This window comes from Methylobacterium komagatae (genome assembly GCF_042661665.1).
Lineage (GTDB): Bacteria > Pseudomonadota > Alphaproteobacteria > Rhizobiales > Beijerinckiaceae > Methylobacterium > Methylobacterium komagatae.
Genome location: NZ_JBHSWN010000001.1, coordinates 778,318 through 797,008 on the forward strand (window position 1 = coordinate 778,318; position 18,691 = coordinate 797,008).

Below are 18,691 nucleotides of genomic sequence, written 5' to 3' on the forward strand. Positions count from 1 at the left end.
GCCATCATGGCCGTCGCGGAAGTGTTTCGCGAGCACGGCTTCGAGGGCGCGAGCCTGTCGGCCATCACGGCGCGGACAGGGCTTGGCAAGGGCAGCCTCTACCACTTCTTTCCCGGCGGAAAGGAGGAGATGGCCGAGGCTGTCCTGGCCGAGATCGATGGGTGGTTCACCCGCACGATCTTCTCTCCCCTGCGGGAGGATGCGGATCCCGAAGCCGCGATCCGGTGGATGCTGCGGGAAACGGAAACCTATTTCCGCTCCGGCCGCCGGGTCTGCTTGATTGGCGCCTTCGCCCTGGGCGATACCCGCGACCGCTTCGCCGCGCGTATCGCCGCGTATTTCGCAGCGTGGCGGGACGCCCTGGCCGAGGCTCTCAGGCGGGCCAAGCGCTCTGGGGCATCCGAGCGAGCCGAGCACGCGGTTCTTGCGATCCAGGGCGCCCTGGTCCTCGCCAGGGCGCTGGACGATGCAGCCGTGTTCGGCCGTGCGATGGAGCGACTGGAACGGGAGCTTCTCGCACCGTGAGAAGCTCCCCTCGGAGCCGTGTCTACCGCCGCCCGCCCGCTGCTTTCCGCATGGGCTGGCGAATCGGCATCGGCGAGCCGTCTTCCTCGAACAGCTCGGCGAGCTTTTCCGTCATCGCACCGCCAAGCTCCTCGGCGTCGATGATCGTCACGGCGCGGCGGTAGTAGCGCGTCACGTCGTGGCCGATGCCGATGGCCAGAAGCTCCACCGGAGACCGGGTCTCGATGTCCTCGATCATCCAGCGCAGGTGCCGTTCGAGGTAGTTGCCCGCATTAACGGACAGGGTCGAATCGTCGACCGGCGCGCCATCCGAGATCACCATCAGGATCTTGCGCTGCTCGGGGCGGCCCAGCAGGCGCTGATGCGCCCAATCCAGCGCCTCGCCGTCGATGTTCTCCTTCAGAAGCCCCTCGCGCATCATCAGCCCGAGGTTCTTGCGCGCCCGCCGCCACGGGGCATCCGCCGCCTTGTAGACGATGTGGCGCAGATCGTTCAGGCGGCCGGGCGAAGGCGGCTTGCCAGCGGCCAACCACGATTCACGACTCTGCCCCCCTTCCACGCGCGAGTCGTGAAGCCGAGAATCTCGACCTTCACGCCGCACCGCTCGAGGGTCCGTGCCAGGATGTCCGCGCAGGTCGCCGCCACGGTGATCGGGCGCCCGCGCATCGAGCCGGAATTGTCGAGGAGCAACGTCACGACCGTATCGCGGAAGTTCGTGTCCTTCTCCTGCTTGAAGGAGAGGGGCTGGAACGGGTCCGTCACCACGCGCACAAGGCGCGCCGGATCGAGTTGGCCCTCTTCGAGGTCGAAATCCCAGGCGCGGTTCTGCTGGGCGAGAAGACGCCGCTGCAGCCGGTTCGCCAGCCGACCGACGACGCCCTGCAGATGCGAGAGCTGCTTGTCGAGGTAGCTGCGCAGGCGAGCGAGCTCGTCCGCGTCGCACAGATCCTCGGCGTAGATCACCTCATCGAATTTCGGGCTGAACACCTTGTAGTCGGGGCCGCGTGCCTCGTTCGCCTGGCGGGGCGGCGGGCGCGAGCCCTCGGCCGCCTCGTCTGATTCGGCATCCTCGGCCTCGTCGGGCAATTCGCCGGAGGGAGCGTCGGCCTGTTCCTGGGCGCCTTCCTCGATGTCGTCCGAAGCTTCCTCCGAGGTCTCGATCTCGGCGCGATCCCCTTGCGATTTCTCTTCCGAATCGCCCTCGCTCGGATTCTGCTCGTCGTCCTGAGCGTCGTTTTCGTCGTCGTTCTCGTCGTCCTCCGGGTCGAAGGGCGTCTCGTCCGACATGTCGAGGGAGGAGAGCAGGTCGCGGATCGAGCGGGCGAAGGCGCGCTGGTCCTCGATGGAGCCGACGAGCCCGTCGAGGTTCGGTCCCGCCTTTTCCTCGATATGCGGGCGCCACAATTCGACGATCTTGCTGGCGGCCTCGGGCGGAGCCTGACCCGTCAGCCGCTCGCGCACCATGAGCGCGACCGCGTCCTCAAGCGGCGCATCGGCCCGGTCGGTGATGGTCTCGTACTTTCCGCCCCGGTGGTAGCGATCCTCCAGCATCGCGGCGATGTTGCTCGCCACGCCCGACATCCGCCGGGAGCCGATGGCCTCCACGCGGGCCTGCTCCACCGCATCGTAGACCGCCCGCGCCGGAGCGTTCTCCGGTGCGAAGCGGCGATGCAGCGCCACGTCGTGGCAGCCGAGGCGCAGGGCCATGGCATCGGCATTGCCCCGCAGCACGGCCACGTCCCCGGCCGACATCTTCCGCGGCGGCTCAGGCAGGCGCGCCTTATCGCCCGTCAAAGCCGGCCGGTCGGTGGCGTAGGTCACCTCGATCTCGGCCTTGCGCGCGATGGCGCGAAGGCATCCCGCCACGGAACGCTTCAGGGGTTCCGCCACGGGCTCGCGTCGCTCGCCGGGCTTGCGGTTGGACAGGGACATGCGGGCCCTCGAGCTCAGGGCGACGTTCATCGCGCTCTCGGGCAGTTCCTTGCCGAAGGCGCGCTGGTAGAACTCGGCCACCAGGGTCCGTTCCAACTCGTCGCACTTGTTGAGGAAGGTGACGCGGAAGGCGAAGCCGATGTCCCGGAAGATGTCGGCGTTCTCGGCCCAGGTGATGACCGTACGCGGGCTCATGACGGTCGAGAGGTCGCCGTTCATGAAAGCGTTGCGGGTCAGGTCGGCCACGCGGACCATGCGGCTGACGATGTCGCGCCCGCTATCGCCCTTGTAGTGGGTGGCCTTGGACAGGACGATGTCGACCTCACGGTCGTGCGGCAGGTAGTTCAGGGTCGTGACGATGGACCAGCGGTCCATCTGGCCCTGATTGATCTGCTGCGTGCCGTGATACAGGCCCGACGTATCGCCGAGGCCGACCGTGTTAGCGGTGGCGAACAGGCGGAAGGCCGGGTGCGGGCGGATGACCCGCTTCTGGTCGAGCAGCGTCAGGCGGCCCGAGACTTCCAGCACGCGCTGGATCACGAACATCACGTCCGGGCGGCCGGCATCGTACTCGTCGAAGACGAGGGCGACGTTGTTCTGCAGCGCCCAGGGGAGAATACCGTCCTGGAAGGCGGTGACCTGCTTGCCGTCCTGAAGCACGATCGCGTCCTTGCCGACGAGATCGATGCGCGAGACGTGGCTGTCGAGGTTGATGCGCACACAGGGCCAGTTCAACCGGGCAGCAACCTGCTCGATATGCGTGGACTTACCGGTGCCGTGATAGCCGGTGACCATCACGCGGCGATTGCGCGCGAAACCCGCGAGGATGGCGAGCGTCGTCTCACGATCGAAGATGTAATCCGGGTCGAGATCGGGCACATGCTCCTCGGCTTCCGAGAAGGCCGGCACCTTGAGGTCGAGGTCGATGCCGAAGACATCGCGGACGTTGACGGTGCGGTCGGGGAGCCGGGCGGGCGTGTCGTCGGAGCGCATTCGGGACCTCTTGGAGCGCGGGGCCACGGAAAGGCGGCCATCGCGCGGGAGACGCTGGGAAGCAAGTTCCGCACGTCACGGAACCTTAGACGGCAGCGCGGGGACTCGCTACCGCGGAACGAGAGCCTTCATATAGAGCCGACCCCCGCCCGCTTCGAGCGGGACGGCGTGCATCGATCGTGCCGGGTGCTCAGCAGAGCCCGGCCCCCCGCAATACGTCGTGGGCGCGGATGATGTCGCGCAGGCGTTCCTCGAAGGAGCGGTCGCCGCCATTGGCGTCCGGGTGGAAGCGCTTCACCAGCGTCTTGTACTGCGCCTTGATGGCCGCGGAATCCGCGCTCTCATCGAGGCCCATCACGTCGAGCGCCTTGCTCACGGCGGCGGAGCGGCGGGGACGCTCGGGTTCCTCCTGCCGGGCGCGGCGGCCCTTGTCGCCCACGCCATTGGCCCGAAGAATGCCCAGCGGATCGACATAGGCCCAATCGCGGCTCACCTCCTCCTCCGGCTTGGTCGGGCCGGTGCGGTTCACCCCCATCGCCCAGGTCGGCCGGTGCCCGATGATGGCATCCTTCTGGTAGGCCTGGACGGCGGCGTCGTTCATGCCGTCGAAGTAATTGTACGAGGCGTTGTAGGCGCGCACGTGGTCCATGCAGAAGCGCCAGTACTGGCCTTCGGCCTTGCGGCCCTTCGGCGCGCGGTAGAGCCCCGGATTCGTGCAGCCGGGACTCTCGCAGGTCGCATCCGCAGCGGCCTTCGGCTCGTCGCAGGACGGCTTGATGCGGATGCTGTCGAACAGGCGCGAGTTGAGATCCATGACGGGCCGATTATGAGGGGGCGTATCGCCAACACAAGGGCACCGGGCCTGATGACGCATGCGCGCAACCGGGCTTGACTGGCTAAGCGACACGAGACGCGAAATGACCGAAACGCTTCGGGACTGGATCGAGATGCGGCTGCGCACCGAATTGGCGCCCGCTCACCTCGATGTCATCGACGAATCACATCTCCATGCCGGCCATTCCGGGGCACGGCCGGGGGGCGAAACCCATTACCGCCTCGATATCGTGTCGGCGGCCTTCGAGGGGAAGAGCCGCGTGGAGCGCCACCGCATCGTGAACGGGCTGATGGACCCCGCCTTCGCCAGAGGCCTGCACGCCCTGGCGCTGCGCGCGCGAACCCCCGCCGAGGCGGCGTGATCGAAAGGCTCCGGCCGTGACCCTCGTCTGCACGCCGGAGATCGCGATCCCCGACGCGGAACTGATTGAGACCTTCGTGCGCTCGTCCGGTCCCGGTGGTCAGAACGTCAACAAGCTCTCGACGGCGGTGCAATTGCGCTTCGACGTCCGCCGCTCGCGCGCCCTGCCGGATGCCGTCGCCGTGCGGCTGATGCGGCTCGCCGGTCGGCGGCTCACCGATGACGGCGTTCTCGTCCTCGTGGCGCAGCAATTCCGCACCCAGGAGCGCAACCGGGCCGATGCCCGCGAGCGCCTTGCCGCGCTGGTGGCGGAGGCCGCCGTGCCCCCGACGCCGCGCCGCCCGACGCGGCCGACCCTCGCCTCGAAGAAGCGCCGCCTGGAGGCGAAGACGAAGCGCGGCGCAACCAAGCGCCTGCGCGGCGCGCCGATGGATTGACCGCGCCCGCGCGGCGCATTGCGGGCCGCCTTTGGGACGCCGATATCGGCGGGATCTCGCAAGACGACAGGACGACATGCCCGAACTTCCCGAGGTCGAGACCGTGCGCCGGGGCCTTGAACCCGCCATGGTCGGCGCCCGCTTCAGCCGCGTGACGCTCCGGCGGCCGGATCTCCGCTTCCCGTTTCCCGCCCGCTTCGCCGCACGGCTCGAAGGCCGAAGCGTCACCGCTCTGGCCCGCAGAGCGAAATACCTGACCGCGAACCTCGATTCCGGCGAGACGCTGATCATGCATCTCGGCATGAGCGGGCGCTTCGACGTGGCCCTGCCCGATGGCAGCAACCTCTCGCCGGGGGATTTCTATCTCGAGGGTGCGCAGGGCGTACCCAAGCACGACCACGTCGTGATGGCGATGTCGTCCGGGGCGACCGTCACGTACAACGACGCCCGCCGCTTCGGCTTCATGGACCTCGTGCCCACGGCGGAGTTGGAGACCTGCCGCCACTTCGCGAAGATGGGCATCGAGCCCCTCGGCGGCCTCACCGGCGCGATGATCGCGGGCCTGTTCCGGGGCAAGAACACGCCGCTCAAGGCGGCGCTGCTCGACCAGCGGCTGATCGCAGGGCTCGGCAACATCTATGTCTGCGAGGCGCTGCACCGGGCGAAGCTCCATCCGGAAGCCCCCGCCGGATCCCTCGCGAAACCCGATGGGCGGCCGACGGCACAGGCCAACGCCCTGGCGCGAACCATCGTCACCGTCCTGAACGAGGCGGTGCAGGCGGGCGGCTCGACGTTGCGAGACTATGCCCGGACGGATGGTAGCGCGGGCGGCTTCCAGCACGCCTTCCGGGTCTACGACCGCTTCGGCCTCGCCTGCACGCGCGCGGGCTGCACGGGCACGGTGGCGCGGATCGTTCAGGCGAACCGTTCGACGTTTTTCTGTGCCACCTGCCAGCCATCCCCCGGTGAAGCGACACGACGACCGGTCGGCGAACGGCAATTTCGCCACAAAAGCGGTTAGGGTCGCGCGGACGACACGACACCCCGATGTGGGCGGCCGACCCTGACCCGTTCACGCAACGGTTCGGCCGGACGCCGAGGATCCCGATGTTCTTTCGCCGTTCGAAGACGCCCCCCGGTGAGGGACAGGAGCCGGTCGATCCCGAGGGCCACGACGACGAGATGCCGTTGCCGCAGCGTCTCTCGCCGCGTTCCCCCAGCGAAGCGATCAAGCCCATCGCCGCCCCGCCGCCGCCCGAGCGCCCCGAGCGCGAGCGCGGCAGCTTCATCGGCCTGTTCAGCGGCCTCCTCACCTTCGCGGTGGCCGCCGCCCTCGCGGCGATGGTGACGCTCACCATCTACCAGCGCAACGTGCAGGAGCCGGGTCCCCTGGCGGCGGACAAGGTGGTCGTCATCCCGAGCCGCAGCGGCACGAGCGAGATCGCCGAGACGCTGGCGAAGGAGGGAGTGATCCAGCATACCGGGCTGTTCGAATTCGCCGCCCGGTTCGGTGGCCGTCCGCCGCTCCGTGCGGGTGAGTATCTGTTCAAGGCCCATGCGAGCATCGCCGACACGCTGGATACGTTGGCAACCGGCCGTCAGGTGCAGCACGCGATCACCTTCCCCGAGGGCCTGACCTCGGAGCAGATCGTTGCCCGCCTCAACGACAACGACGTGCTCTCGGGCGACATCGGGGAGGTGCCCCCGGAGGGCTCCCTCCTGCCGGATACCTATAAATTCGAGCGTGGCGCCACTCGCCAGCAGATCGTCAACCTGATGAAGGCGAAGCAGCGCGAGGTGCTGAACCAGATCTGGCAGCGCCGCAGCGCCGACGTGCCGGTGAAGACTCCAGCCGAACTCGTCACCCTCGCCTCGATCGTCGAGAAGGAGACGGGCCGCGCCGACGAGCGCCCACGCGTCGCCGCCGTCTTCGCCAACCGCCTCAACCGGCGGATGCGCCTGCAATCCGACCCGACCATCGTCTATGGCCTCGTCGGCGGCCGGGGCACCCTCGGGCGCGGCATCCTGCGCTCCGAGATCGACCGCGCGACGCCCTACAACACCTACGTGATCGAGGGGCTGCCGCCGGGGCCGATCGCCAATCCCGGCAAGGCCGCGCTGGAAGCCACCGCCAACCCGTCGCGCACCCGCGACCTCTACTTCGTGGCGGACGGGACCGGCGGCCACGCCTTCGCCGAGACCCTCGAGGCGCACCAGCGCAACGTCGCCCGCTGGCGCGCCGTCGAGAAGAGCCGACAGGCCCCGCCGGACGCGGTGGACAAGGCCGATCCGCCCGCCAGCGACACCTCAGGGGCGGCTTCCAGCAGCACGAACGCCGCGCTGCTCGATCCGACATCGCCGGAGGCCCGCTCCCGCGCCTTCGACGCCTCGGAGGGCACGCGCCTCGATCCGCTGAAGAACAAGACCTACGATCTCGGCTCGCCCAAGAGCATCCCGGTGCTCGCGGAGCCGCCGGGCACGAAGCAGAAGCCGAAGCGGTAGGCCCCCTCCCCCTTTCTCGCGTTGGAATCCGTGCTACAGCCGCCGTCCCTCCGGACGAAGCACTGCCCATGGCCCAGATCGCGAGCATGACGGGATTCGCCCGCGCCGCCGGTACGTCGGGCGCGGTGCAATGGGCCTGGGAGGTCCGCAGCGTGAACGGGCGCGGGCTCGATGTCCGGGTCCGGGTGCCCGCCGGCTTCGAGGCGGTGGGTGAGACCGCCCGCACTGCCCTGCAGAAGACGCTGTCGCGTGGGCAGATCCAATTGTCTCTGAACCTGACGCGCAACGAGCGCGCGCCGAAGGTGCGCATCAACGAGGCCCTGCTGGCGAGCCTCGCCCAGGCGGTGGCCCGCGTGCCCCGGCCGGAGGGCGTCGCCCCCGCGACCATGGACGGGTTGCTCTCCGTGCGCGGCGTGGTCGAGGCCGAGGAGGAGACCTCGCCGGAGGCCGATTCGCTGAACCGCGACCTGACCGAGGGCGTGGTCCGCCTCGTTGCCGACCTCGTAGAGGCCCGCCGGGCCGAGGGTCGGCAGTTGGAGGAGATCGTCTCCGCTCAGGTCGCGCGTATCGGCGCCCTGACTCAGGCCGCCGAGGACGAGCCCTCCCGCCAGCCCGAGGCGGTGCGCGCCCGACTGAATGCGACGGTGGAGAGCCTGTCCCAGACCAGCCTCGACCCCGAGCGTCTTCACCAGGAGGCGGTGCTGCTCGCCGCCAAGGCCGACGTGCGCGAGGAACTCGACCGGCTGCGCGCCCATGGCAGCGCCGCCCGTGACCTGCTGGCGGCGGGCGGCCCGATCGGCCGTCGCCTCGATTTCCTGGCCCAGGAATTCGGCCGGGAAGCCAACACCCTCTGTGCGAAGGCCGGCGAGATCGGCCTGTCGCGCATCGGCCTCGACCTGAAGGCCATGGTCGAACAATTCCGCGAGCAGGTTCAGAACATCGAATGAGCGCGCGGCACATGCACCCCCATTGGAGCCCGGCACGGCCGTGATCGACGAGACGAGAATTGCACGCCGGGGCCTGATCCTCATCCTCTCCTCGCCCTCGGGCGCGGGGAAGACGACGCTGACCCGCGCCATCGCGGCGGATCCGAGTTGGGCGCTCGAATTGTCCATCTCCGTGACGACCCGCGCGCGTCGCCCCTCGGAGATCGACGGGCGGCACTATCACTTCATCGACCGCGAGGCCTTCGAGGATCTGCGCGCCCGCGACGATCTGCTCGAATCCGCCGAGGTCCACGGCAATTGCTACGGCACTCCGCGGCGGCCGGTCGAGAAGGTGCTGGGCTCCGGCCGGGACATGATCTTCGACATCGACTACCAGGGCACGCGGCAGGTGCGCAGCAAGCTCTCCGGAGACGTGGTGAGCGTCTTCATCCTGCCGCCGAGCATGGCCGAGTTGCGCCACCGCCTGGAACGCCGGGCCGAGGATTCGGCCGAGACCATCGAGCGTCGCCTCGCCAACGCCCGCACCGAGATCCAGCGGTGGAGCGAGTACGATTACGTCATCGTCAACGACGATCTGCAGAACGCCTTCACCTCGCTGCAGGGCATCCTGGCCGCCGAGCGCCTGAAGCGCACGCGCCGCACGGGCCTCGGCGCCTTCGTGGAGCAATTGCTGGCCGAGGGGGACGGGCGGGCCTGACTCAGGCCGTCAGCCACACCCGCATGGCGTCGAACGTCTCGTTCGCCGCCGCCACGACCCGATCCCCTTCGGCATCGAACGTATCGAGCCGGGCGCGGAAGGCCGACCACATGACGCCTGTGCGCGGGCCGTGGCCGGAATAATAGGCAAGCCCCCCGCCCTGCAGACCATGGGCGGAGGCGATGTGCTTGCCAATGACCCGCCCGCCGAGGGTCGAGCCTTCGAGCACGTAGAGCGCCCCCATGGCCGGGGCCGGGCCGGAGAGCGCGATCACCGTCGCCTGAGGCAGGCCGCCGATCCCAGCCTCGGACAATCCGAGATAGGACAGATCCTCGCGCAGGGCGGCGAGGCGGCGACGAGCGTCGAAGAAGTCGCCGTCAGAGAGCGCCGCACCGATGGCGGGCTCCCAGGCAACATGAAACCCGTGCAGACGCGCGAGCATGTCGCGATAGCCTGCGATGGTCGCCACCCGCGCCTTCCAGTCGAGTTCCCGTTCCAGCGCCTCGTGCGTCGACGCCGTGGCCGCTCGCAGCCGCTGGTGGAGGATCGGCTGGTCCATGCTCAGGCAGTGATGGTGAAGCAGGCGCCGGGATTGTTCACGACGTCGAGTCTGGCGTTGATCTGGTCCAGCATCGCCCGGATCAGCTTCATGCCGAGGCCGGAGCCTTGCCCGTTGCTCTTCGGCTCGGCCCAACCGTCCGGCAGGCCGCCACCGTCGTCGCAGACCTTGAGTTGCACGCCGCCCTCGTCGTTCAGCGACGAGACCGTGACCTCCACTCGGCCGCCACCCGTCGGCGTCGAAGCATATTTGAAGGCGTTGGTGACGAGTTCCGTGGCGATGAGCGAGAGCGCCACCGCCTTGCGGTAGGGCACCATCATCCCGCGCTCGACGGTGAGATCGACGGAATGTCCATCCCCGGCGAGCCCCGCGAGGTCCTTGCACAGGCTTTCGATGGTGACGCCGAGATCCACCTCGTCCACCCGGTCGGCCTGATAGAGGCTGTCATGCACGCGGGCGACGCTCATCACCCGCGCGGAGGTCTCCGCAAAGGCCTGGCGCGCTGCCGCGTCGGCGATCTGGCGTCGCTGCATCTGCAGGAAGGCGGAGACGATCTGCAGCGAGTTCTTCACCCGGTGGTCGATCTCGCGCGAGAGCAGATCCTTCTGCGCGAGAAGGCGCTCCTTCTCCGCGAGCAGGCCGGTCAACTCATCGATCTTGCGGCGCTGGCGGAGCACCACACCCTCCACCGCCTCCGCCAGGGAGACGGCGAGGTTGGACTGCCATGTGGCCCAGGGGTTGGCATGTCCCGTTCGCTCCTCGACCCACCGCTCGAAGGAGCGCCGGGGCAGCACGGCGACGGAGCCGCTTCCCGCAAGCACGGGTTTGCGCGGGTCGCCGCCCCAGGTGACCGTGCTCGGCATTTCCGGCCGGAACCACACCAGCAGGGTCTCGCGCCCATCATCCACGAAGGCGGCAAGCAGCCCGCTCGCGACCTCGCGATACGGTACGGCAGCGGGATAGGCCGCAGTAAAGTTGCTGCTCTCGAAGCAGGTCTGATCCTGGGGCACGGTTTCACGCAGCCATGCTGCGATCTCCAGGACGAACTCGGCAGGTGGCGCCCGGCCGATCAGCGTCGCCCTCTCGCCCGTGACGATGCCCGCCCCTGTCGAATCGAACAGGTGCAGCAGTGTGGTGACGCCGCCCGTGAGCGCCGAGACGAAATCGTCCGAGCGGGTCAGGCTGCGCACCAGCCGGCCCTCGACATCGAGGTGAGCCTGCCGCTCGACCCAGAGGCGGCGGGACTCAATCTCCTGCACGCGCATGGCGAAGGCATCGGTCAGGACGGTCGCCGCCGCGCGGGTCTCCGGCGGCACATAATGCGGCCTGCGATGGTGGCCGATCATCAGCCCCCACAGACGTCCATCCACCATGATCGAGATCGACATGGAGCCGTTCACGCCGAGGTTGCGCTGGTACTCCAGATGGATCGGCGAGAGCGAGCGGTGCTGCGCGAAGGTGAGGTCGATGGGCGCGTTGGCACCGCCCGGCGCGCCAACCAGGGCGACGGGCACACTGTCGCGATCAATCACGAAGCGGCTCTTGGCCTTGGTATACAGGGCGCGGGCCTGGGCGGGGATGTCGGAGGCGGGGAAGCGCAGGCCCAACAGGCTACGCGACCAGTTCGGCGCCTTATCCTCGGCCACGGCCTCGCCGTTCCAATCCGAATCGAAGCGATAGACCAGCACCGCCTCGAAGCCGGTGAGCGCGCGGATTTCCGAGGCGGCGACGCGGGCAGCCCCCGCGAGGGTTTCAGCATCGCGGAGCCGCGCAACGGCCAGTTCCGTGTCGGTCTGGCTCGCGAGCCGGAAATCGTCGGCGATATCGGGCTCGCGCTCGATCTCGACGATGAGCCGTTCGGCGTGGAGATGCGCCACCGCGAGGTAGCTGGCTTCGGACCGCTCCGGAAACCGCACCCGACGCCGGAGCGAGCGCCCGTCATCCAAAGTGCCGTCGGCAAGCCGCTCTTTCACCGCCGCCATGTAGGAAGCGGGCAGGACATCGCCCAACGGACGCCCGAGGAGCGGCGGATCGGACAGGTCCACCACCTCGGTGACGTTGGTGGAGAAGGCGGTGACGAGGAGCGTCGCCGCATCCGCCGCGAACAGCACGGCGTTGGGCTGGATCGAGCCCGGGATGTGGATCGGCTCGCGCTCGCACAAGCTGGGATCGACCGGTTCTGCCCGGACCCGGCGGCCGATGGCCGAGACCACCGCATCGCGACTCGCGCCATAGCCGAGGGCTTCCAGCGCCTCGATCCGCAGCCACGTGACCGGGTTGCCCGCGAAGGCGCCGCGCCGCATCTGCACCTGCGCCCGCAAGGGCTGCGGCAGGCGGCCGAACACATATTCGAATTGCTCGTCGAGGTTGCCGCGCCGCGCGCCTGCGAGGAACCGGCCGCGAAAAGCGGGCACGTTGGCGGCGGGCATCACGTCCTGGAAATAGTCGCGGCCGAGCACGGCATCGCGTGGCAATTTCAGCAGATCACTCGCACCTTCACTGAACGCAACGATGGTGCCCGCCTCGTCAAGGGCGATCACCCCGCCCTCAAGGCGGTCCAGCTCGTCAGGGGCGAGGGCGTCGAGGTCGGCACCGTTCGTGCCGCTCTCCACAGGGGGCTCGCTCGGCGGCATCAGGCACGAGACCGTTTCATCGCAGACCGTATGCAGAAACGATCCACGAAGCGCAATGCTTGCGGATAATCTGCTGGCCTACAACGTCACAAAGTCGCTCATATGCTATTCGCATCGTCGACACTTTGTACCATTTCAGACAATGCGGTCGAAAGCCCTTCCTCCAGAGTGGGATGGTAAAACGGGCGGTCTCGCATCGCCTGCACCGTCAGCCCATCCCGCAATGCGTTCGAAACGACCTGGGCGAGGTGTTCCACCGCAGGCCCCAGCATCTCCCCGCCCAGCAGGCGCCCGTCCGGTGCGGACCAGAGGCACATGCCACCACGATTGACCCCCTCGGCGCGGGCGCGGCCCTGGTCCGAGAAACTTGTCCGTACGACGATCCGTTCCTCGTCCTCGCCGTAGGCTTCGCCGATCGTCGCGGCCTGGGGGTGGGTGAACACCATGGCCAGAGATGGCCAGGGCTCCGGCGCCTCGGGAGTACGCCCATGGGCCAGCGCGGCAGCGTTCTCGCCAGCGATGCGTCCCTGGCGGCTGGCCTCGTGCAGCACCGGACGCCACGCATTGGCATCTCCCGCGATGAGGATTGGCGCACCCCGGCAGACGAGGCTGCGGGGGTCGAAATCCGGCAGTCCCTCCTCGTCCAGCTCCAACCCCGTGGCGTCGAGGTCGAGCCCGGCGAGGTTGGGCGCCCGTCCGGCCGCAGAGAGGACGGACGCGACGTCCGTCGAGCGACGCTGCCCATCACGATCGCGCCAGTGGAGCCGCACGCTGTCGCCGCAGCGCTCGGATCCTTCGACCCGCGCGCCGCGATGGAGCGTAAATTCTTCCGCCAAGAGTTTCGCGGCTTCCTCGACCAAGCCAGGCTCGGTAAGGCCCGCGATGGTCTTGCCCGAATCGAGCGCCGTGACCCGCACGCCGAGACGCGCCATGGCCTGGGCGATCTCGATGCCCACCGCGCCGAGGCCGAGGACCGCGAGCGATTCGGGCAGATCGGGAATCTCGAACAGGGTGTCGGTGGTGAGCAGCCGGTCCCCAAGCCCCTTGAGCGGCTTTGGGACGATGGGGCTGGAGCCCGTCGCGATCACCGCCGCGCCGAAGCGCAGGCGAACCTGCTCGTCGATCTCCAGGCTGTGGCTGTCGAGGAAACGGGCCTCGCCCTTTACCCGATCCTCGGCGGGGATCTTCTCGACGCCGTCCAGCACCGAGCCGACAAAGCGGTCACGTTCCCGCCGAACGCGGTCGAGGACGGCCTTACCGTCGATGGAAACGCCTGCGACGCGAATGCCGAAAAGATCGGCCGTTCGGGCCGCATGGGCGGCCTCTGCAGCGGCGATGAGGAGCTTGGAGGGCATGCAGCCCACGCGGGCGCAGGTGGTGCCACCCGGTCCCCGCTCGATCAGAACGGGGCGGGCTCCTGCATCGCGCGCCGCCCGATAAGCGGCGAGACCGGCCGATCCCGCGCCGATCACCGCCACGTCGCATTCCCGTTCGCGCATTCGGCCCCCCAGCCCGTAATGCCGGGCCAACAGGACGAAAGCGCCTTCGTTCCGGGCTGCGCCGACCCGCCTCAGGCGCGGCCGGGCGCGGTCCCGCCGAGATGGAAGACCCGATGCGGCACGAGCCACCCCGCTCAACGTCGCCCACGGCGACCAGGATGCCACCGCAGGTCGCGAAGGCCTTGCCGCCGACCGGCGCGTCGCGCCCGCGCAGGATCACCGGCTGGCCGCGCATCAGGCGTAGACCCATGTCGCGGGACACGGCAACGCCGGGAATGGCGTCGAGGGCGGTCTCGACCGGGCGCAGATGCGCCAGCGCCGCCTCCGGCCCCTGATCCGTCAGAGTCGCCACCGCGCAGGACTCGGCCTCCGTGAACGGGCCGACGCGCGTGCGGCGGAGCGCGGCGACGTGGCCATAGCAACCCAGCATACGGCCGAGATCGCGGGCCAGCGCGCGGACGTAAGTCCCCTTGCCGCACTCGGCCTCGATCACCGTCTGGCCATTCTCGTGGGAGACCACTTCGAGCCGGTCGATCTGGACCGGGCGGGCGACGAGTTCCACGGTCTCGCCGTCACGGGCGAGGTCGTAGGCGCGCTCACCCTGGATCTTGATCGCGGAATAGCGCGGCGGAACCTGCTCGATCGCACCGACGAAGGCGGGCAGCGCCGCCTCGACCGCCGCACGCTCGGGCCGGGCCTCGCTGGTGGCGACGGGGCGCCCCTCGGCATCGTCCGTATCGGTCTCCACACCCCAGGCGACGGTGAAGCGATAGGCCTTGCGGCCATCCATCACGAAGGGGACCGTCTTGGTCGCCTCGCCCAGGGCGATCGGCAGGATGCCCGAAGCCAGCGGATCGAGGGTCCCGGCATGCCCGGCCTTCTTGGCGTTGAAGGCCCGCTTCACCACGGCGACGGCGTGGGTCGAGGTCATGCCGACATGCTTGTCGAGGATCACCCAGCCGGACACGTCCTTGCGCTTGGGACGGTCGGGACGGGGGCCGCGCTGTTGCGGGCGGCAACCGTCGTGGCTGCGGGCTTCGCCCGGCAGGCCGGCGACCGGCTGCGCCGGACCGTGATCGTCGGTGGAAACCGTCATGTCCTCTGTGCCCTAAAGCGCGAATAAACAGGTTTCAAAAGGACCACGTCCTTTTGCGGGTGCAGGGCGGCGCCCTGCGAACCATAGGGGCCTCGCCCCGTACCCCACCAAAGGGCTCGCCCTTTGGGATCCCGGATTCAATGATCCGTGTCGTGATCCGTTTCGTCGAGGTCGCGACGGACACGCTCATCGCGCAGCAGCCGATCGATTCGCGCCGCCTCATCGAAGGTCTCGTCCCGGCGGAATCGCAGTTCGGGAGCGTATTTCAGGTTCACCCGGCGGGCCACCTCCTGGCGCAGGACCTTCCGGTTGCGCTCCAGAGCGGCGATGACCGGTGCCTCGTCCTGGCCGCCGAGCGGCATGACATAGGCCGTGGCGAGCTTGAGGTCCGGAGACATCCGGACTTCAGGCACCGTCACGACATGCGAGCCGAGCACGGGATCTTGGATATCGCCCCGCTGCAGCACCTCGGCCAGCGCATGGCGGATCAACTCCGCCACGCGCTGCTGGCGCTGGGATGGGCCTGTCGATGTGGGTTTCTGCGCCATGTCCGTAAGCTCGGCCCTCCGCCGGAGCGGAGCGGCCGGTGCCTTCGAGAAAGAAAAGACGGCCGCGGCTGAGGCCGCGACCGCCCTGTCCGGACTGATCGTCCGGACGATCAGAGCGTGCGGCGGATCTCCTCGACCCGGTAGCACTCGATCTCGTCGCCAGCGCGCATGTTCTCGAAATTCTCGAAGGCCATGCCGCATTCCTGGCCGCTCGTGACCTCCTTCGCGTCGTCCTTGAGACGCTTGAGGGTCTTGAGCTTGCCCTCGTGGATGACGACGCTGTCGCGCACGAGGCGGACATGGGCGCCGCGCTCCACCACGCCGTCCGTGACGCGGCAACCGGCGACCTTGCCGACCTTCGACACCTCGAAGACCTGAAGGACCGTGGCCTCGCCCAGGCGCTCCTCGCGGAGCGTCGGCGGGAGCATTCCCGACAGCGTGGCTTTGATGTCGTCCACGAGGTCGTAGATGATGTTGTAGTAGCGGATATCGACACCCGCGCGCTCGGCGGCCTCGCGGGCCTCCTTATGGGCGCGGACGTTGAAGCCGATCACCACCGCCTTGGACGCCTGGGCCAGGGTGATGTCCGATTCGGTGATGCCGCCGACACCCGAGAGCAGGATGCGGGCCGCGACCTCGTCGTTGCCGAGCTTCTCCAGCGCGCCGACGATGGCCTCGACCGAGCCCTGCACGTCGCCCTTGATGAGGACGGGCAGTTCCTTGCGGGTCGAGCCCTCCTTGGCCTCGCGCATCATGTCGACGAGCGAGCGGTTGGCGCCGCCGGTGCGGGCCGCGATACGCTCGCGCTTGATGCGGGCGCGGTACTCCGTGACCTCGCGGGCGCGGGCCTCGGTCGGCACCACGATCACGCGGTCGCCGGCATCGGGCGTGCCGTTGAAGCCCAGCACCTCCACGGGAACCGACGGACCGGCGTACTGAACGTTCTCACCAAGATCGTCGATCAGGGCGCGGACCTTACCCCACTCGGCACCGGCCACGACGATGTCGCCGGTGAAGAGCGTGCCGCGCTGCACGAGCACGGTGGCCACGGGACCGCGACCGCGATCCAGCTGCGCCTCGATCACGGTGCCCTCGCCATCGCGCTTCTCGTTGGCGCGGAGGTTCATGATCTCGGCCTGGAGCTGCAGACCCTCGAGGAGGTCGGGCAGACCGTCGCCGGTCTTGGCCGAAACCTCGAATTCCAGGGTCTCGCCGCCCATCGACTCCACTTGGATGTCGTGCTGCAGCAGCTCGGTGCGGACCCGCTGCGGGTTCGCGTCCGGCTTGTCGATCTTGTTGATCGCGATGATCATCGGAACGTTCGCCGCCTTGGCGTGCTGAATCGCCTCGATGGTCTGGGGCATGACGCCGTCATCGGCCGCCACCACGATCACGACGATGTCCGTCACCTTGGCGCCGCGGGCGCGCATGGAGGTGAAGGCCGCGTGGCCGGGGGTGTCGATGAAGGTGATCAGATCACCCGACGGCGCCGCCACCTGATAGGCACCGATATGCTGCGTGATGCCACCGGCCTCGTCGTCGGCGACGTTGGCCTTGCGGATCGCGTCGAGCAGCGAGGTCTTGCCGTGGTCGACGTGGCCCATGATCGTGACGACCGGCGGACGGGGATCGAGATCCTCCTCCAGATCCGGCTCGTCCGAGGACAGACCCTCTTCGACGTCCGACTCGGCGACGCGGCGAACCGTGTGGCCCATTTCCTCGGCGATGAGCTGGGCGGAGTCAGAGTCGATCACGTCGGTGATCTTGTGGATCTGGCCCTGCTTCATCAGCATGCGGATCACGTCCACCGCCCGCTCCGACATGCGGTTGGCGAGCTCTTGGATGGTGATCGTCTCGGGGATAGTCACCTCGCGAGACAGCTTTTCCTTCTGCTCGACCTGGCCGCGACCGCTCATCCGCTGCTGGCGGCGGCGGAAAGAGGCGACGGAACGCGTCCGCTCATCCTCGCCGGACGTGGCGTTGGCGATCGTCAGACGGCCGCGGTTGCGGTCACCACCCGGACCCTTGGGGGTCTTCGGTGGGGTGATGATCTTGAGCGGCATGCCGGGACGGCGGATGACCCGCTTCGTCTCCGACTCGTCTTCGTTTGTCTGCGCGCCACGACCCGGAGCGGGCCGTGCCGCAGCACCGCCGGCCGGGCGGGCGGCCGTAGCGGGTGTGGCCGCCTTCTCGGGCTCCGGCGCGGGCGCCGGCTTGGCCATGAAGTTCAGGTCACGCGGCTTGCGGTTGTCGGCCGTCAGGATCTTGCGCGGCTCGTTCGAGGCCGGGCGCGGAGCCGGAGGAGCAGCGGGACGCGGAGCCTCACCGGCACGGGCCGCCGGAGCAGGCGCGCGCGTCGCCGGGCGAGCGGGCGCCGTCGGCTGACGAGCCGGAGCGGCGGGCTGGCGCGGCGCGGTGACCGGCGCCTGAGCCTGCACGGGAGCCGGCGCAGCGGGTGCGGGGGTGGGAGCCGGAGCCACCGGTGCGGCCGGGGCCGGAGCGGGCTCGGCAGGCGCCGGAGCAGGAGCGGCAGCGGCCTGGGCGGCAGCCGCGGCCTGTGCTTCGGCAGCGGCCTTGCGAGCAGCCTCCTCGGCGGCCTTGGCCTCGGCGGCGGCACGGGCGGCCTCCTCCTCGGCCTTGCGGCGAGCCTCGGCTTCCTCGCGCTGACGGCGGGCCTCGGCCTCGGCGGCGGCCTTGCGGGCAGCCTCCTCTTCCTCGGTCTTGCGACGCGCGTCAGCCTCGCGACGCTGAGCGTCAGCAAGGGCGGCGGCGCGGGCCGCGCTTTCCTGCTCGCTCAGGGTGCGAAGGACGACGCCTCCGGCTGCGGGACGCTGCGGCGGACGCTGAGATCCGGCAGGCGCCGCACCAGCGGGCCGCGCGTTGGGAGCGGTGCGCTGAGCGGGCGTCGCGGCCGGAGCCGGAGCCGCCGGAGCACCGACGCGACGCTTCACAGTCTCGACCATGACCTGCTTCGTGCGGCCATGGGAGAAGCTCTGACGCACCACACCCTGTTCGATCGGGCGCTTCAAGGACAGCGGCTTGCGGGGGCCCCGCTCCGCCGACTTGTCGCCCGGGTTGTTCGTATCGCTCATCCAGTCAGAACCCTGGGGGTTTCCATTCGTGTCGTG

Annotated in this window: 13 protein-coding genes and 3 pseudogenes; 7 read left to right on the forward strand and 9 right to left on the reverse strand. The window is 69.0% G+C overall.

Annotated features, from left to right (window positions below):
* Positions 1–6: 6 nt before the first annotated feature.
* Positions 7–525 carry a TetR family transcriptional regulator gene (locus tag ACFQE0_RS03890; protein ID WP_378967246.1) on the forward strand — a complete coding sequence of 173 codons (519 nt, stop codon included), beginning with the start codon at positions 7–9 and terminating at the stop codon, positions 523–525.
* Between the two features lie 22 nt (positions 526–547).
* On the opposite strand, the pseudogene cobT reads toward ACFQE0_RS03890, so the two are convergent.
* The 3 genes and pseudogenes from cobT to ACFQE0_RS03905 form a co-directional block, all read right to left on the reverse strand.
* Positions 548–2,457, reverse strand: a pseudogene (gene cobT / locus ACFQE0_RS03895) (cobaltochelatase subunit CobT).
* Positions 2,458–2,469: 12 nt separating this feature from the next.
* Positions 2,470–3,450: pseudogene (gene cobS / locus ACFQE0_RS03900) on the reverse strand (cobaltochelatase subunit CobS); the annotation flags it as partial.
* Between the two features lie 190 nt (positions 3,451–3,640).
* On the reverse strand, positions 3,641–4,264 hold the full coding sequence (locus tag ACFQE0_RS03905; protein ID WP_378967248.1) for a J domain-containing protein: 624 nt from the start codon (positions 4,262–4,264) through the stop codon (positions 3,641–3,643).
* Between the two features lie 103 nt (positions 4,265–4,367).
* Between ACFQE0_RS03905 and ACFQE0_RS03910 the strand changes: the two genes are divergently transcribed.
* The 6 genes from ACFQE0_RS03910 to gmk all read left to right on the forward strand — a co-directional run bounded on the left by ACFQE0_RS03910 (position 4,368) and on the right by gmk (position 9,228).
* The gene (locus ACFQE0_RS03910; protein ID WP_378967250.1) at positions 4,368–4,646 is read left to right on the forward strand and encodes a BolA family protein; all 279 of its coding nucleotides are present in this window, start codon (positions 4,368–4,370) and stop codon (positions 4,644–4,646) included.
* Positions 4,647–4,662: 16 nt separating this feature from the next.
* The gene (gene arfB / locus ACFQE0_RS03915; RefSeq protein WP_378967252.1) at positions 4,663–5,082 is read left to right on the forward strand and encodes an alternative ribosome rescue aminoacyl-tRNA hydrolase ArfB; all 420 of its coding nucleotides are present in this window, start codon (positions 4,663–4,665) and stop codon (positions 5,080–5,082) included.
* Between the two features lie 76 nt (positions 5,083–5,158).
* Positions 5,159–6,103 carry a bifunctional DNA-formamidopyrimidine glycosylase/DNA-(apurinic or apyrimidinic site) lyase gene (mutM, locus tag ACFQE0_RS03920; protein ID WP_378967254.1) on the forward strand — a complete coding sequence of 315 codons (945 nt, stop codon included), beginning with the start codon at positions 5,159–5,161 and terminating at the stop codon, positions 6,101–6,103.
* A gap of 86 nt (positions 6,104–6,189) precedes the next feature.
* Entirely contained in the window at positions 6,190–7,584 is a 1,395-nt protein-coding gene (mltG, locus tag ACFQE0_RS03925) for an endolytic transglycosylase MltG (protein ID WP_378967256.1), read from the forward strand.
* A gap of 68 nt (positions 7,585–7,652) precedes the next feature.
* Positions 7,653–8,531, forward strand: a complete 879-nt coding sequence (locus ACFQE0_RS03930) for a YicC/YloC family endoribonuclease (RefSeq protein WP_378967259.1) — start codon at positions 7,653–7,655, stop codon at positions 8,529–8,531.
* A gap of 40 nt (positions 8,532–8,571) precedes the next feature.
* Positions 8,572–9,228, forward strand: coding sequence for a guanylate kinase (gmk, locus tag ACFQE0_RS03935; protein WP_378967261.1), 657 nt, complete (start codon positions 8,572–8,574; stop codon positions 9,226–9,228).
* Between the two features lies 1 nt (position 9,229).
* Here the strand turns inward: gmk and ACFQE0_RS03940 are convergent, their stop codons facing one another.
* The 6 genes and pseudogenes from ACFQE0_RS03940 to infB form a co-directional block, all read right to left on the reverse strand.
* A complete protein-coding gene (locus tag ACFQE0_RS03940) occupies positions 9,230–9,787 on the reverse strand; it encodes a biliverdin-producing heme oxygenase (RefSeq protein ID WP_378967263.1) in 558 nt (185 codons plus the stop codon).
* Between the two features lie 2 nt (positions 9,788–9,789).
* Entirely contained in the window at positions 9,790–12,420 is a 2,631-nt protein-coding gene (locus ACFQE0_RS03945; RefSeq protein ID WP_378967265.1) for a histidine kinase dimerization/phosphoacceptor domain -containing protein, read from the reverse strand.
* Positions 12,421–12,518: 98 nt separating this feature from the next.
* Positions 12,519–13,919, reverse strand: a complete 1,401-nt coding sequence (locus tag ACFQE0_RS03950; protein WP_378967267.1) for a dihydrolipoyl dehydrogenase — start codon at positions 13,917–13,919, stop codon at positions 12,519–12,521.
* A 71-nt stretch (positions 13,920–13,990) separates the two neighbouring features.
* A pseudogene (truB, locus tag ACFQE0_RS03955) lies at positions 13,991–15,015 on the reverse strand (tRNA pseudouridine(55) synthase TruB).
* 137 nt (positions 15,016–15,152) lie between these two features.
* Positions 15,153–15,563 (reverse strand): 30S ribosome-binding factor RbfA, encoded by a 411-nt coding sequence (rbfA, locus tag ACFQE0_RS03960; RefSeq protein WP_378967270.1) that lies wholly within the window; start codon positions 15,561–15,563, stop codon positions 15,153–15,155.
* A 110-nt stretch (positions 15,564–15,673) separates the two neighbouring features.
* Positions 15,674–18,655: a translation initiation factor IF-2 gene (gene infB, locus ACFQE0_RS03965; RefSeq protein WP_378967272.1), complete on the reverse strand. Its 2,982-nt coding sequence runs from the start codon at positions 18,653–18,655 to the stop codon at positions 15,674–15,676.
* Positions 18,656–18,691 lie beyond the last annotated feature (36 nt).

Bases quoted from the DNA above. Each gene is read 5' to 3' on its own strand.
- ACFQE0_RS03945 (WP_378967265.1), bottom strand. From the start codon at position 12,420: ATGCCGCCGAGCGAGCCCCCTGTGGAGAGCGGCACGAACGGTGCCGAC.
- ACFQE0_RS03940 (WP_378967263.1), bottom strand. From the start codon at position 9,787: ATGGACCAGCCGATCCTCCACCAGCGGCTGCGAGCGGCCACGGCGTCG.
- ACFQE0_RS03890 (WP_378967246.1), top strand. From the start codon at position 7: ATGGCCGTCGCGGAAGTGTTTCGCGAGCACGGCTTCGAGGGCGCGAGC.
- ACFQE0_RS03950 (WP_378967267.1), bottom strand. From the start codon at position 13,919: ATGCGCGAACGGGAATGCGACGTGGCGGTGATCGGCGCGGGATCGGCC.
- mltG (WP_378967256.1), top strand. From the start codon at position 6,190: ATGTTCTTTCGCCGTTCGAAGACGCCCCCCGGTGAGGGACAGGAGCCG.
- ACFQE0_RS03910 (WP_378967250.1), top strand. From the start codon at position 4,368: ATGACCGAAACGCTTCGGGACTGGATCGAGATGCGGCTGCGCACCGAA.
- rbfA (WP_378967270.1), bottom strand. From the start codon at position 15,563: ATGGCGCAGAAACCCACATCGACAGGCCCATCCCAGCGCCAGCAGCGC.
- ACFQE0_RS03930 (WP_378967259.1), top strand. From the start codon at position 7,653: ATGGCCCAGATCGCGAGCATGACGGGATTCGCCCGCGCCGCCGGTACG.
- ACFQE0_RS03905 (WP_378967248.1), bottom strand. From the start codon at position 4,264: ATGGATCTCAACTCGCGCCTGTTCGACAGCATCCGCATCAAGCCGTCC.
- mutM (WP_378967254.1), top strand. From the start codon at position 5,159: ATGCCCGAACTTCCCGAGGTCGAGACCGTGCGCCGGGGCCTTGAACCC.
- infB (WP_378967272.1), bottom strand. From the start codon at position 18,655: ATGAGCGATACGAACAACCCGGGCGACAAGTCGGCGGAGCGGGGCCCC.